This window comes from Tenacibaculum sp. nBUS_03, assembly GCF_051201695.1.
GTDB lineage: Bacteria > Bacteroidota > Bacteroidia > Flavobacteriales > Flavobacteriaceae > Polaribacter.
The window spans coordinates 1,214,497-1,229,817 of record NZ_CP179214.1 but is presented as its reverse complement, the minus strand read 5'-3'; the positions used below and the strand labels follow the sequence as shown (position 1 = coordinate 1,229,817).

Below are 15,321 nucleotides of genomic sequence, written 5' to 3'. Positions count from 1 at the left end.
TTTGAGATTTTTTATAGGGGGCGGACGTATTAAAATTAAATTCTAAAACTATTTGGCAAATATAATTTAAGACTTAATTAAATAATCAGCGTATTTGATAAAAGGATTAAATGTGTAGATGAACGGTAAATTATGTAATATTTGATACTAGAGAATAAAGTAAAATACTGGTAAAAAGAATTAATTATAAGTTTCAATAAGGAAACTTATAATTAATTCAAATAATTAAGGGGAATGAGATAGTTCTAATCTTTAAAACTATGCAGTAAAGATAGTTTATAAAGAGGTCTAAAATTTAAAAAATTAGATTAGATGAAAAAAGGTATAGATGAATGGTGCTAACATTTTTAAATAAGCACTACTTAGAGCTTATTAACGATGATAAAGAGAATGATAAATGTAAAAATTGTACAATTGAAGTTAAGTGATTGGAAAATATAAAACGACTAAAAGTTGGGGTGGGAAATTGATACGAAAAACACAATATATTGAGAATTTTCATTGTATTATCAAATTAAATAAGATTAAATGAAATTCGTATTAAGATAAATTTTTTAAAAATTAATTATTAAAAGCAACAAAAGGCTATAAACAATCTGTTAGGAATCGAAAATAACCTTTTATTAAGGGGGAAATCAAAATATTTTGTTCTCATTTTTAAGGGGATAAAAACGAGATTTATTTAGAACAAATCTAAATAATAAAATTTAATAAATAAAACAATTATGAAGATAATTGAAAAAAAAACTTTAGTCTCTATTCTCATTAATTTCCTTTTAACTAATCTGAATTTATTAATATCTCATTTTTTCATGAATGAAAAATTTAACTATGTAAAAAAAGTGAAATTTAGATAAAAACAGTTAACTCATTTGACTGTTATCATTCTTAAATAAAAAGTATAAAGGCCTCTAAAATGTATTGATTATGAAATGTATATGCTTTCCGAAAACACCCCTTATTAGGTGTTTTTTACTATTCAGGATTTAAGTAAATGTATTAAAATTAAGGATAGTCAGAATAAACAAGAAGCCCCCCCACGGAACTCCTTGTTCTTTTTACTTATTAAATTTTACTAAAAAATAACAAGCCTTCATTGATTAAGACTCAAATTAAATTAATAAGTCACACAAACTATAAAAAAACTATAGTTAGTAGTTTATGATATTCATAGTCAAGGTTACGACAGATAAGCTTAGTAATTCAAAAATGATGAATAATGCAGTAGTTTTTTGAGACTCTAAATATAGAAAAGGAATCTTTGAGAAATGGTGTTAATCAAAAACAACCACAAGTATGTATGTTTATGAAAAATAGTTAGCTATGCATACTTTTGCATATATAAATAAATTTGAGTTGTATCTTAAAATTATATGTGCATCATAACACCAATATGTTAGAGGTATATGTTAATATATGTTAATGTATTCTTTAAGGTTTTATAAAATAGTACTTTTAAACTACAGAAATAAATACAAATGTATTTATAATAGACCTTAGAAATTGATAGATTAATCTAGTTGAGGTCGTAAAAATGATTATTCAATCTTCTATTTATGTCAGACTATCTTACTGTATTACTTATTATGACCTGTGTAGGTCTTTTATTACTTATTCCATCTGCTTATTTTGGTGGTAAAATAGGAGTAATTATAGTTGCTTCAATTTTAACAATTCTTAGTTGTTATATTTTAGTTTGGGGAATTGGAATAGGTAAGTCCTTTTCAAATAGTCATGCTTCTTCAAGCTTGAATTCAGATATAATTTTTCAGTTTTTATCTTTTACTATCTTATATGCTTTTTTAGCTTACAGTTGTTTTTGTTTTAGCCAAGTCCTTCATGGTATAAATGGTTATAAAACTAAATCATTAGTTTGTCTTGTTATATTATTTGGATATCCTATGTTCTTATTTATTAGGAATAATGTTAATTTACAAAGTAGACTTAAAAAAAACTATAGTAATGAAATTATTATAGCGCACCCTAAAGATTTTCCGATATTAATAGATCGGATAAAATTTTGTAATTCTAAAACAAAAGAAGCATTTCATGTTTCTTATAATTTTTATGAAACTGATAGAAAACTATATCAAATTGAAGGATTACCTGATAAGAGCCAATTTATGCAGAGTCAACGGTATTATACTCAAAAAACAAAACACTTAATTCCAATTAGCTTTGATTCTTTTGAATTGTCTTGGTACTCAATTTTAGAAAATAAGTTTTATAAAGATATATTCCCTATCGATACTAAAAAGTTAAAAATAGGCGAGAACTATGACAAACAATTAACTATTAATGATTTTTTAATTCATATCCTACCTAATGGGCATGTAGATTTATTAAAGAGAGAGTATACTAATTATACTCATTTAATTAGTTATTTTGATATTAAGTTTCGTTCTGTTGAAGGACAAAGTATTGATTCTATATGGAAGAATAATTCTCAAGTTGAACAGCAATATTTAAATTCCCAAAATCTAAATTTTCGTTTTGAAAAACTTAAAAGAGGTACAGTTACCAAATTAACTCCTGAACAAATATTGAGTTTTAGAAGTGTTTTTTCTTTTGGGATTAATATTGAAATTGATCAAAAAGACAAAAAAAGTAATACCCTTAAAAACATTAAAATCATTGACTTTTATTTGAATCAATACAGTAGAAGTGTTGATTTTTTGAGAATAGCAAGTGAAAAACCTTTACCAAGTCTTATTAGAATTGAAATATTAGATAATGAAGAGGAAAGACATTGGGTGAGTATTGTATTTGATAAAAAAATGTTGTTTGATCAGTATACGAATTTTATTAAGACCAATAATAAAGATGTTTTGTTTCAGGTTAATCTAAATATAGGTAATGTAAGTAAAAGTAAAATTTGGTTAAAATCAAAAGGACAAAAAAAATCAATAGATGGTTGGGATATAAAAGGTTAATTTCAATATTGAATTTAATACTTAGGCACAATGAATTACTATAAACACCTTAATTAAGGTGTTTTTTTATGTTTAATATTTATGTAAAACAATGATAAAAAATGAGTTTTTTCATTAATAGGAGGTTTTTGATAATGAATTTATTTACTAATAAAAATTGAATTGTAGAGAATAAATTGAAATCAATTATAAAGATAGTAACTATTTCTATAATTGAATTTCTTAAAAATATATTAGACGAACAGTGTAAAGGAATTATAGAGATTTATATACAATGTGAAGAATATTAAGTGTATAAACAATCAGTTGGTTAAGTATTTTGGTGATGTAGTATAGAATAGGGGAGAGCGTTCAAATGAATGATAGAACAAAGTGAATTTTTCGGTTAATTTCTTTAAAAAATTAATAAGAGGATTATAGCAAGGCATGTCATTAAAAGGAAAAACAATCTAAAACAGTTAGCTTTTAAAATAAAGGAATCAAATAAAAACAAATCAAAATTTTATTAAAAAGAAGAAGTAACCCTTCTAAAGTACTTCTTCTTTCTATACTAACCAAACTACTAACTAAAAAAATGAAATTTTAAAATTATACAGTAAATATAATTTAAGATTGAAGTACATAATTAAATTATTTGATGAGAAGAAAATATGTGTCGATGAATGGTTGCAAATGTATTGATTAAATGAAAAAGGGTAATGAAACAAAAAGTATAATAAATCAGTAATTAAAGAAATTAGCAAAACCCTAAATAAAGGGCTTTACTAACCTCAATAGTTCAAATAATTATATAATGCGGTTATCACTAGAAGTCTTTATCTAAAAATAGGGACTCTTAAAAGACATAATATGAAAGCAGAATGAAAAGTATAGGTATTGGCGGTTAACCATTAAATAATTTTAGCTTTTCATAACAATAACAACTAATTACTTTTTTTTCATGATAACTATCCACTTTACAAAGTAATAAGTGTTTTTAATAAAAATTATACTCTTAAAAAAATATTAAAAAAGTAGAAATTATGTGAGTTAGAATTATCTGAACTGAGGCAGTAATTATTTCTTTATAGTAAATATGCCTCTTTAATATGTTTGAATGTTTGCTTTCATTAAAATTACAGATACAACAGAAAAATAATGAATAATAAAAAGTTCCCGAAAGAACTTTTTAAGAAGGGTTTTAATTGTAGTAGGTTATGCAATTTATTCAAAAAAGAAGTGAAAACTATTATTAAAAAGGGAATAATAGTTATGAAAAAAAGTAGCAGCGAATATTGAAAATAATTGTTGTTAAATTAGTAAAGAAACCCACTCAATTATTGAGTGGGGAAATTGCTATTAAAAAGAAAATCCTTAGAATGTATTCTAAGTGATGACAAATTAAGCAAGATTAAATTAGATGTGAAATAAGTGATAACCCTGAAATTTATATCGGGGAAAACCATCAAAATTATAGGTTGTCCTATAACTAAACAATGGAAAAGTTCTTTGACATTGAGGCTAGAAAATTTTAGTTTAAAAATTTGGGTAAGAAATGTACTATTAGTATGTGCAAAATTAGATATTATGTTTTGATATAAAATCTTAATAAGAGCATTTAAAATTAATAGAATGAATGTATTTTATACAACAAAAATTAAAATTATTTTAGGTCATGAAACAATTATTAAAAAAATAAAAGATAAAAGTAAAGCGACAAATAAAATCAAAGAGTTATTTTTTTTCATAGTGCAATTTTTATTAAATTAATAACAAATTAATAACAAAATTCCCTACCTCAATTATAAAGTAAATAAATAAAAAATGAAAATTCTGATTAAAGTATTGGAATTGATAAAGGGAGTTACTCTAGTAGCTGTTTATTATTATTAAAATTTTTTGTTCGAAGTTTATTTTATGTAACTCTGTCAATAGAATTAATTGCTAGATACTTAATTGGTTTTTTTATGTCAATATAAATAACAAAATAAATGTGAAAGAGAAGAATTATAAGTATGGAGAAAGCTCCCGAAGGAGCTTGTGATAGGGGGACCATCATATATTTTCACAATTTTAATCAAATAATTTTATTTTGATATTATTAAAAAAGGAATAAAACTTATTAAAAAAGGTATAATAGTAGCAAAAAACGAAGAAATGGAGTGACAGATTATGTAAAAAGGATAGTTTACCTTTAGTATTTTGTTGTCACAGATTTTTAGGTGTTTTTTATATTAGTAGCATAAATTAAGTATTTGGAATTATTCAGGCTGATATTTAGCATTTTCAAGTATGCTATGAAATACTTGGTTGCTTTGTTGATAATTAGAAGTTTTTACTATATGTAAAATACCTTATTTAATTAACATCAACGTCCTTAGATAAATCATTTTACTTGTAGAATTTATTTATAAAAAAAACACCTTTTAAAAGGTGTTTAGGAGTGGGGTATAATTATTCTTTACTTTACACATGTTCATGATGTAAGTAATCATAGATGTTTTATATTATTACCTTTTTATTTTAATTGTTATCGAGTTGCTTTCTAGTTTTTTAGGAAATAGGTTGTTAAACTTTTCAATTATTAGACGTTGCTCATCGAAAGTAGAATTAATCATTGTTTTTCTGAGTGACTTTTCTAATTTAGATATTTGCTTTTTTTGTTTGTCTGCACTCATCATTTTCATTCTAACACTGTTCTTTATGTATTTGATTTTAGATTGAATTTTTTGCTCATCTTCTTTGCTGATTTTGGTTTTATAATTTTTTTTAATAAAATAACTTTCAGTATTATAATTATGTTTTATTTCATAATAGTTATACCTTAAGTTTAGTTTTATTTCTTCTTTATTTGAGTTATCTTGATTACAATATTTAATAAAATAACTTCTTCCAGAGATAAAAATATCTTTTGTTTGATTTGGTAAAATTGTTATAAATTCATTTACTTCCCTTCTAATATCATCTTCACCAACTTCAAATATGCAATCCGTTCCTTCGAAACCTTCTAAAAAATTAACACGGAAATAATCAGGATTTACATTATATGATGATTTAGGACTTAAAACGGTAATAGGAACTTTTGATTTGTTTTTTATTTTACCTTTTAAATTTAAGAAATCTCCTTTGTTCCAAACAAAATTTTCAGGCTTTTTATCCAAGGTCAATTCTACAAGTACTGGTTCTTGATTACTTTTTTCTTTAGTATTTTTATTAAAGTTTTTTTTTGAAGAGGAGCAACTTATTATTAATGTTAAAATAGTTAAAAAGGATAAAACTTTTTTCATTTTCTTTGTTTTTGGAAATATGTTAACGTTATGTATGTGATTGTTTTATGAGTGTTTGTTCGGGAGCTTCATAACTTTTTACGAACTTCAAATTTAGTAAAATATTCAATAAGATAAGTACTACAGGATTCCTAAAATATACTTTTATCTCATTTATGGCATCATAAAACTCAGGTAATACAAGCAAATATTACATGTTTTTTAATGCAGCTAGAGTAGAACACTACAATCTTTAGTATTTTTAAATATAAAGCTTGTTTAATTTTAAACAATAAAGTACTACAGGCATCCAACATACAAATTAATAGAATGTTAGGTTGGTTCATAGTTTTCATTACTATGAAAGTTCTTGATTAATGAATTTGACAAAACGCGATCCAATAATTATTTAATTAAAAACTACATGTTAAATTTTTTCAATATTTTTTAATCTTTACAGAATATTTTAGAGTTTAGGTTTTCAAAAGATGTTTTGCATCAAATTTTGATAGTAAATGAAGAATTTGGTAGAGTTATAAGTGTAGCTTTTAGGTTAATTTTCGAAAAGGAATTAAAGAAAAGCTAGTTCAAAGAGCTAGGATATGTATTCGTATGGTCAAAAACTTAAATAACTGAGGATATAGTATTCAGTCCTATTGAATTTTAACCCTTACAATATTGCTAGTAAGGGTTTTATTGCTTAATGTAAGATTATATTTTTTTAAAAATATCTACATGCCCTTTTTTAGTCGTCGTCGTCATGGTTTTATTATTGTTTGAAAAAATTACTGTAAGACTTTCAGACCTATTCTGAGCAGTATTTTCGTAAATTTTTTCTGATTTCTTTTTCCATTTTCCCGTTGTTGTATCATCAACTATACAACAACCATTAGATGGAGCTATGCTGATGGCTGTAAATTCACCATTTTCTAAAAATTCAGTGGTACTTTTTAATTCGCATGGGTCAATTAATTGGATCATTAATACTTGGAGAAGAAACAAATTGTCATTTTCCTATGATAGGGTCATTTATGGTATCTGTTGTATAATCGTTAGAAGAACAAGAGACTAAGCTAAGAACAGTAATTGTTAAGAATAATAATTTTTTCATAATTTAATTTTAAAATATTTTAGATTTTGAATGCAAACATATTAATATTATAAACTTCATAAACGTAAAGAATAAATGTAAAAATGAAGAGAAAAACACGATAACTATGAGTAATAAAATTAAAAGAAAGAGCATTTGAAAAAGAGGTATATTTGTATTGTTCAAGTAGAACACATCTCAATTTTAAGATAGTTTTTTCGAGTTTCTCTCTTCATTTCTTTTTTTATTTCAATTAATCTTTACTTTTAAGTGTATATAAATCACCTATATTTTGTGACCTTGTTATACAATCAGAATAAGGACAAGATATTTTTGTTCATTACACAGGTTTAATTAATGACATTAGAGAAAACGACAAGGTACAGTTTGAAACTGAAAGAGGAAAGAAAGGGATGAATCCTTACAATGCAGAAGTAATCGATTAAATATTGTTACATAAAGTAACCTAAGAGAATTGTTAAAAATAACATTCTCTTTACTAATGACATTTACCTCAAAACACCTTTAGCAAGGTGTTTTTTATATCCAATATTTAAGTAAATGAATTACAAAAGAGAGGTAATAGAAGAACTAAAAAGCTCCCGAAGGAGCTCCAAACTATTAACTAACTCATAAAATTTATTTATTATTAAATTAATTTTATGAGTTGATAAAACAACCTTAATTGATTTAACCCTAAAAAAAAATATAAAACACTAATAAAAGAGATGTGGAAGAAATAAAAGTATATCTCTAATTTTTTTAATTAAAAGTTAATAAGCGAATTTTAAAAAATTGCGTAAATCGTATACAACAATCGGCAATTTGAATACATTTCGACTTTTTTGTTGGGCTAGCTTTGCATCGTAAATAAATTTAAAAATAAAAAAATGAGCAAAGTAATTTTAATAACGGGAGCATCTTCAGGTATAGGAAAGGACGCAGCAATTCAATTGATAAAAGAGGGACATAAAGTTTATACTGCCGCAAGACGAATTGAAAAAATGAAAGAATTGCAAGAAATGGGAGGTTTTCCAATGCAAATGGATGTAGCAAAAAACGAAGATGTAAAAAATGTAGTAGATCAAATTTTGCAAAAAGACGGTAAAATAGATGTGTTATGGAATAATGCTGGCTATGGCTTATATGGTTCTGTAGAAAATATTTCTATTGCAGCTGCTAAAAAGCAATTTGAAGTAAACCTTTTTGGATTGGCAAACCTTACGCAAAAAGTGCTTCCCTACATGCGAAAAGCTAAAAGTGGAACTATAATTAATACGTCTTCCATGGGGGGAAAGATGTATACACCTCTAGGGGCATGGTATCACGCTACAAAACATGCAGTAGAAGGGTTTAGCGATTGTCTTCGATTAGAAACTAAACAATTTAACATAAACGTGGTTGTATTAGAACCTGGAGCTATTGCTACAGAATTTGGAGATGTTTTAACTCAGCCCATGCTGGATAACTGTAAGAATACAGCCTATGAACCTATGGCAAAACTAGTAGCCAAAACAGTAAACGATTCTTACCATAAGCCAAACGGTGCATCCCCGAGATCGGTTATTACCAATATAATTTCTAAAATTGTACGTTCAAAAAAGCCTAAAACTAGATATAGAGCAGGGAAATGGGCGAAGCCAATGGTATGGATGCGCTTATATTTGGGAGACAGAATATTTGATAAAGTAATAATGAATGAAGTAAAATAAGAATGATAAATTTTACAGAACATATACATAATTGGGCGAAATCTGAAGTAATACAGGGTAAAATAATGATCGTTGTTGGTGTTCTATTTTTAGTTGCGCTATTGTGTATACTGAAAAGTCAACATCAATTATTGCGAGGAGCCTTAATTCCATTTAGCATAATAGTTGCAATATTAATTGGATATGGTAGTTACGTTATTTATAGTCGCACTATGCACGTCAAGGAGCGTCTTGCATTATTTCAAAAATCGCAACATGAAGCCATTGTAAAAGAAAAGAACAAGCATGCAAAAGAATACAAAATGGGTAAAATATTCATGAAAACATATCCTGTAATAGTTGTAATTACAATGGTAGCTTTACTTTTTCTAAACTCCCCTTATAATCAAGGTTGGTGCATAGGGATTGCAATCTTATCTATTATTGCTTTCATCGTTGATTATGGTTTTGTATCCAGGTCTTCTACTTTTTTATCCTTTTTAAACACATAAGTCATGGCAGAAATTATCCAAATACATTCTATAGCAGAAACACATCAATTTTTAGGCTTAGGAAAACCCAAACATCCATTAATTTCCATTATTCGAGTAAGTGAGATATTGCAAAATATTAAGGTTGAAAATTTGAAGTACGTGTTTGGTTTATACCAAATAAGTTTAAAGGATAACTGTTCTTTTTCTATTATTAATTATGGTAGAAATTCTTATGACTATCAAGAAGGAACCATGATTTTTACGGCACCAAATCAAGTTTTAGAATTTAAAAAAGCAGAAGCAAATGAAAAAGATGAAGGATGGTCGTTAATCTTTCATCCAGATTTACTTCGAAGATCTGAAGTTGGGAAGAAAATGGAAAACTACTCTTTCTTTTCTTACGCTTCCAACGAAGCGCTCCATGTATCAGAAGAAGAAAGACAAACAACTACCGAAATTGTTGAGAAAATAGAGAAGGAATTTAGTAACAATATGGATGCCCATAGTCTAACCTTGATAATTTCGAATTTAGAATTGTTACTCAACTATTGTGTTCGTTTTTATGATAGACAATTTTATACGAGAACAAACCTGAATCAAGATATTACTAGTGAATTTGAGCAACTAATACAGAAGTATTACAAAACAGAAAAGCATCTAAGTTTAGGAATCCCGACTGTCCAGTATTGTGGAAAAGCAATGAACATGTCTCCTAAATATTTAAGCGATTTATTAAGAAAAGAAACAGGAAGAGGCACCCAAGATCATATTCATCATTATATTATTGAAAAGGCAAAAAACAAGCTGTTAAATTCCAACGATAGTGCAAGTGAAATAGCCTACAAGTTAGGGTTTGAATACCCACAGTACTTCAGTAAAATCTTTAAAAAGAAGACAAAGATGACTCCAAATGAATTCCGACAGAGTATAAATTAGAGAACACCAATTATTAATCTTGCATTCAAGTATAGCGGTACGAATTTTTCCAAGATTATTTTTTATGTTACACATATTTCCCATGAAAAATAGTTGAAAAACATGTAACTGTTTGTTTTTATTGTTTTAAATAGGTGTCTCGGAATGGTGAAGATATTTTGGTTATTGATTATTTAATATATTTTACCGTGAATAATTAATTATTGTTTGAAAAATTTGAAATAGACCCTAAACAGGGTATTTTAATTTGTATTACCTTTTTGTTCATTATTAACTTCTAAACATAGGTATGCAAAGTTTTTATTTATGGGTTTAGTACTTCTTCGCGTTGTTTCCCTTTTTTAATAAAAACTTTAAATTCAAGCGTATTTATATCTTTTACTTGTAAATGAAGTATTTCAGAAATTCTTGATCCTTTACAGTAAAAGATTATAATAAAACGCCAAAAAGTATAGTAGTTAGATTTTAAATGAAAATGTATTAGTTTTCTGTTTCCTTTAGTTAAAATTTCACGTAATAGTTTACCAGTAGTTAGTTTATTTAAACGAAAATTAATAGCACTGTGTAAATATAAAAACTAGGAGTTTAATCCGAGTAAAGAAGGAAATGATTGGAAAACTGGTGGAGTTGAATATATTGAAATAGGAGTATCTGATGTATATTATAAATAAATTGAATTAGAGTCTAAATCATTATAGATAGGTTTCTTAAAAAAAACAAATTATAAGAAACCATATCATTAAAATAAAAAAATGAGAGAGGAATTTGCATACGGAAGAGTTAGTACTGAAAGTCAAAATTTGGATATCCAAGTTGATAGGTTTAAACTTTTAGGAATAAAAGAAGAAAATATTTTTGTAGATAAAGATTCAAGTAAAAATGATGATAGGAAAGAACTTCAAAAGCTATTATCAAAATTAAGAAAAGGGGATAAAGTTGTTTTTTACGACTTAACGAGACTAGGAAGGAATTTGAGGTATTTATTAACCTTGGTTGATACTTTTTATGAAATAGGTGTAGATTTTCAAGACTTGTCAAATCCGTTTATCAATACAGAGAGTACAAGGACATCAGAAGGCGAATTAATATTTTTAATTTTTGGAGCACTCGGACAGTATTTTAGAAAATCGAGTAATGAAAAAGTTAAAGCAGGCTTAGAAGCAGCTAGAAGACGAGGTAAAAAAGGAGGTAGACCATCTGGCCCATCTGAAAGATTGAAAGAAGTTGCTCCGCATGTAGTAGTAATGCATAAAAACCCAGACACTTCAATTAAAGATATAATGAAAGCATTTGGTATTAGTCAAGGAAGCGTTTATAAATGTTTTAGTATAGAAAAGTATGATTATAAAAAGCAACATAAGAACGTAGGTAATAAGAACGCGGCTTATAAATATTAAATAAAGAGTAGAATTATGAATACAAAAAAAGCTCCCGAAGGAGCTTGTGATAGGGAAACTATTATCGGGGGTATCACATTTTTTTTGCAATATTATTGAGAAAATTTATACCTAATATTATTAAAAAAAGAATAAAGCTTATTAAAAAAAGTAATAGTAGTAAAAATAGAAAAAGAAGCCCCCCCACGGAACTTCTTATTTTTTCTACTTATTAAATTTTACTAAAAATAAATAAAATTTTCATTTATGATTATGACTCAAATTAAAATAATTGTCAAATTCATATGCCAAATATAAACAAACTAAAATAATGGTAGAAAGTTGAATAAAAAAGTTAGCTAATCTATTAAGATTAGCTAACCAAGAGTATATTTAAGAGTCCCTACAAATCCTAAATAAATAGAAAAACTGCATACTAACTTTTTTACCGTGGGGGGCATAAAAATATATGAAGATTTTTGTTAATACACAGAATAGATTAAATATAATCCAAATATTGTAAAACAAAAAGATAATTAAAATAGGTGTAATACCTATAGTTGTTATGGTATAAACCAGCAGTATTGCATAAGTGAAAACCATTATGCTAATAAGGTATAACCATTAAAACAGTAGTTATTTTTTCTTTTTTTTAATTAAATAAATTACTGAGAAGGAGAGGAATATAGCAACAAAGCTGAATACAAAAACTGGTGGCTTATTAGCCAAGATAATAGTCAAATTCATAAGTCAAATATAAACAAACTAAAATAACAGTAGGTTCTCCGATACCTAAAAAACGGAAAAGTTCTTTGACATAATTGTGGTAAGTAAAATTTGAGGATAACAACAATCTTTTGATTTGTATAAAAAACGAATAAAAGGTTGTTGTTGTCTTTAAATAATTAATTGTAAAAGTTATATTTGTGAAAAAAAGCACCTTAACAAATAAAGATAAAGAGGAACAAAAGTTCCTTTTATCCGGAAGAATAATCGGATAAACGAGAACTTTATTCTTTATATAAGGAGTTGTAGCCAATACGAGAAAAACTCAACTGAATGAAAAGAATATTAATGCTTATGGGAATTTTATCATTCTTTGGGTGTGGAGCAAAAAACTTAACACCGAAAGAAATTGAATTAGTGAATAAGTTGGATTTCAATATCGAACTTATGAATGAATTAAAAAACGAAACAAAAAATGAATTAATTCAGTTGCCTGCAATTGACCAAGAAACTGCGGATGTATTGGATGAATTTTTTAATGGAATTCACTCAAACACTTCAGAAGAAAAAGCGAATTCGATTGTTAAAAAATTAAAAGAAAAATTTAGAGCAAAAGGATATTTAATTTTTGCTTTTACGGGAGAAGAAGATTCAAAAAGTATAGGAGTTATAAAAGGAACAAATGACCTTGATATTTTACGATATAGAAGAACTGACGGAATTAACCACGACTACGAAAATAAGGACATCGTAAAAAAAATATCGGAATGGAATGATAAATTTGGACTGACTGTGATTGGTTGCGGAAGAGATTGGCTTGAACTGAAATTTAAAAAATTGCCAAATGATTTGGACGCTTTTGCTAACGAAGTTTATGAATTCTGCCCTGACTCTGTTGACCAAGGTGTTGGCGAAGTAGAAAATTTAAAACTTATGATTAAGGAAATGAACGGTATTTGGTTGTGGTGGGACTAAAATACTGGCTACAACACCACCTAAACTGCATTAAAACGCAGCTTAGCCAAACCGTTGTACACCATTAAAGCAAAAAACGAAAGGAAAAATGAAACGTTTTAAAGAATGTTATTTTGAATTCACTTACATCTTTATCCTTTGCATAATGATACTTTCTTGTAAAAAAGGAAATAATGACAGAACCATCTTTAGCTATAAAATAATATCATCAGATACAATATCAAGAGGTTATCATAACCAAATCTGTAATATCAAAAAAACGAAAAAAAATAATTTGAGAATACTCTTAAGTATAGAAGATAGTACAGAAGAATTATTACAACCGAAGAATACTTTCATTACAATATCAAAAAAAGGCGAGATTATAAATGAAAAAAATATTTCATTCAATTATTCACTAACTGATTATATTGAAAGTGATAATGGGTTTTACACGATAAACACTCTTAGAGTAACAATGGGGAAAAATTTTACTCATGATTTTCTGGGTAAATATGACGAAGATTGGAAATTATTATGGAAAAAAGAATTATCAACACATAAATATCCAGCTGGTAATAGCTTTCTTTATTCTTACAATAAGGACAGTTTAGTATTATTAACTGATTATTCTGACAAAAAGGATTATGGGCTCTCCCTGCAAAAATTTGATAAAGAAGGAAATCTTAAATCAAAAATATTTAATAGAAAGTATAATAACCCTTTAACCGTAACAAAAACATTTGACGAACAATTATTAATTTCAACATTGGACAATGAATATGATAGTCTTATTCTGTTAAAAAAAGATTTTAATAATAGAATTACATGGGAAAAGTCATTTGACAAAAATATATTTCCAAAACAAATTATTCAAGCCAAAGACAGTTCGTTTTTAATATATGGAACTGAGTATGAAATTAATTCAACAAAACACTTAACTGTTCTAAAATTAGACAAGTTAGGCGGATTGATTTGGAAAAAGACTATAAATAAAAACTACTATGAAGAAGCAGGGAACATAATAGAATATGGAAACAATTTTCTTTTTTCCAGTACTATTACACCAATAAATGATGGAGGAGATTTTCCCTATATTTTTGAATTAGATCAAAACGGAACTCTTATATCAGATAAAAAGTTCAATTTTTATTTAGGCATTTCAAGTGTTCCCTATTTAATAAATGATTCCAAGACAATAACAATGATAACTCAAAATTGGATTGGAGAATTTGGAGATATCTTTTCACGACGTAATATTAATAAATAGAATTTTAAAACATTAACGGTGTACAACAAAACCTAAACTGCATTAAAACGCAGCTTAGCCAAAACGTTACCTACAATATGAAAAAACTTATCCCAATAGATGAAAGAGAATCTAAGCTAATAGAGTTTGGTGCCCCAAAAATTTTTATTGATAATATTGGTAATATTTCTGAGTTAGAATTTCGTCTTGAAAAAGTAGATGGGGCTTATTTCTATTTACCAACAATTACAGATTATGAAATATTGAGAGGATTAAACATAATTCCAATATATGATGAAGGAGAAGATTTTCGAGTATTTGGATATAATGAATCTATTCAAAAAATCTTTCACTTTGAATTGGAAAACGACAAAATATATACCGATTACGATACAAATTGGAACCTACTCTTATTTGATATAATGTTTCAATATTATGAAGATAATATTGACGAAGAAATTGATTTGGTCAATTTTAATAAAGTTGGAAAAAAGTTAGGTTTTGATAAATCAGAGTCTATGTACCAATTACTAGATTTTCCTTTTGAGGAATATAATTATGAAAAGGTTCAAAATTGGAAAATAGAAATAGCTAAAAAATTAAAAATAATGTAGGTAACACCACCTA

General features: G+C 26.6%; 10 protein-coding genes. 8 read left to right on the top strand and 2 right to left on the bottom strand.

The window, feature by feature from the left end:
- Positions 1-1,556: 1,556 nt before the first annotated feature.
- Positions 1,557-2,933, top strand: a complete 1,377-nt coding sequence (locus tag ACMFBB_RS05710; RefSeq protein ID WP_435263501.1) for a hypothetical protein — start codon at positions 1,557-1,559, stop codon at positions 2,931-2,933.
- Between the two features lie 2,489 nt (positions 2,934-5,422).
- On the opposite strand, the gene ACMFBB_RS05705 is transcribed toward ACMFBB_RS05710, so the two are convergent.
- Both ACMFBB_RS05705 and ACMFBB_RS05700 read right to left on the bottom strand, forming a co-directional pair.
- On the bottom strand, positions 5,423-6,199 hold the full coding sequence (locus tag ACMFBB_RS05705; RefSeq protein WP_435263500.1) for a hypothetical protein: 777 nt from the start codon (positions 6,197-6,199) through the stop codon (positions 5,423-5,425).
- A gap of 690 nt (positions 6,200-6,889) precedes the next feature.
- Positions 6,890-7,159: a hypothetical protein gene (locus ACMFBB_RS05700; RefSeq protein WP_435263499.1), complete on the bottom strand. Its 270-nt coding sequence runs from the start codon at positions 7,157-7,159 to the stop codon at positions 6,890-6,892.
- A gap of 999 nt (positions 7,160-8,158) precedes the next feature.
- On the opposite strand from ACMFBB_RS05700, the gene ACMFBB_RS05695 reads away from it, so the two are divergent.
- From ACMFBB_RS05695 to ACMFBB_RS05665, 7 genes are all read left to right on the top strand, one after another.
- Positions 8,159-8,980: an oxidoreductase gene (locus ACMFBB_RS05695; protein WP_435263498.1), complete on the top strand. Its 822-nt coding sequence runs from the start codon at positions 8,159-8,161 to the stop codon at positions 8,978-8,980.
- 2 nt (positions 8,981-8,982) lie between these two features.
- Complete coding sequence (locus ACMFBB_RS05690) at positions 8,983-9,471, top strand: hypothetical protein (RefSeq protein ID WP_435263497.1); 489 nt, start codon at positions 8,983-8,985, stop codon at positions 9,469-9,471.
- Between the two features lie 3 nt (positions 9,472-9,474).
- Complete coding sequence (locus ACMFBB_RS05685; protein WP_435263496.1) at positions 9,475-10,389, top strand: helix-turn-helix domain-containing protein; 915 nt, start codon at positions 9,475-9,477, stop codon at positions 10,387-10,389.
- Between the two features lie 752 nt (positions 10,390-11,141).
- On the top strand, positions 11,142-11,786 hold the full coding sequence (locus ACMFBB_RS05680) for a recombinase family protein (RefSeq protein WP_435263495.1): 645 nt from the start codon (positions 11,142-11,144) through the stop codon (positions 11,784-11,786).
- Between the two features lie 1,059 nt (positions 11,787-12,845).
- Positions 12,846-13,466, top strand: coding sequence for a DUF4253 domain-containing protein (locus ACMFBB_RS05675; RefSeq protein WP_435263494.1), 621 nt, complete (start codon positions 12,846-12,848; stop codon positions 13,464-13,466).
- A 274-nt stretch (positions 13,467-13,740) separates the two neighbouring features.
- On the top strand, positions 13,741-14,715 hold the full coding sequence (locus ACMFBB_RS05670) for a hypothetical protein (RefSeq protein ID WP_435263493.1): 975 nt from the start codon (positions 13,741-13,743) through the stop codon (positions 14,713-14,715).
- Positions 14,716-14,792: 77 nt separating this feature from the next.
- Positions 14,793-15,308 (top strand): hypothetical protein, encoded by a 516-nt coding sequence (locus tag ACMFBB_RS05665; RefSeq protein WP_435263492.1) that lies wholly within the window; start codon positions 14,793-14,795, stop codon positions 15,306-15,308.
- The last annotated feature ends 13 nt before the right edge of the window (positions 15,309-15,321 follow it).

Excerpts from the sequence above, each read along its gene's own strand:
- ACMFBB_RS05710 (WP_435263501.1), top strand. The coding sequence starts at position 1,557 with ATGTCAGACTATCTTACTGTATTACTTATTATGACCTGTGTAGGTCTT.
- ACMFBB_RS05705 (WP_435263500.1), bottom strand. The coding sequence starts at position 6,199 with ATGAAAAAAGTTTTATCCTTTTTAACTATTTTAACATTAATAATAAGT.
- ACMFBB_RS05700 (WP_435263499.1), bottom strand. The coding sequence starts at position 7,159 with ATGATCCAATTAATTGACCCATGCGAATTAAAAAGTACCACTGAATTT.
- ACMFBB_RS05695 (WP_435263498.1), top strand. The coding sequence starts at position 8,159 with ATGAGCAAAGTAATTTTAATAACGGGAGCATCTTCAGGTATAGGAAAG.
- ACMFBB_RS05690 (WP_435263497.1), top strand. The coding sequence starts at position 8,983 with ATGATAAATTTTACAGAACATATACATAATTGGGCGAAATCTGAAGTA.
- ACMFBB_RS05685 (WP_435263496.1), top strand. The coding sequence starts at position 9,475 with ATGGCAGAAATTATCCAAATACATTCTATAGCAGAAACACATCAATTT.
- ACMFBB_RS05680 (WP_435263495.1), top strand. The coding sequence starts at position 11,142 with ATGAGAGAGGAATTTGCATACGGAAGAGTTAGTACTGAAAGTCAAAAT.
- ACMFBB_RS05675 (WP_435263494.1), top strand. The coding sequence starts at position 12,846 with ATGGGAATTTTATCATTCTTTGGGTGTGGAGCAAAAAACTTAACACCG.
- ACMFBB_RS05665 (WP_435263492.1), top strand. The coding sequence starts at position 14,793 with ATGAAAAAACTTATCCCAATAGATGAAAGAGAATCTAAGCTAATAGAG.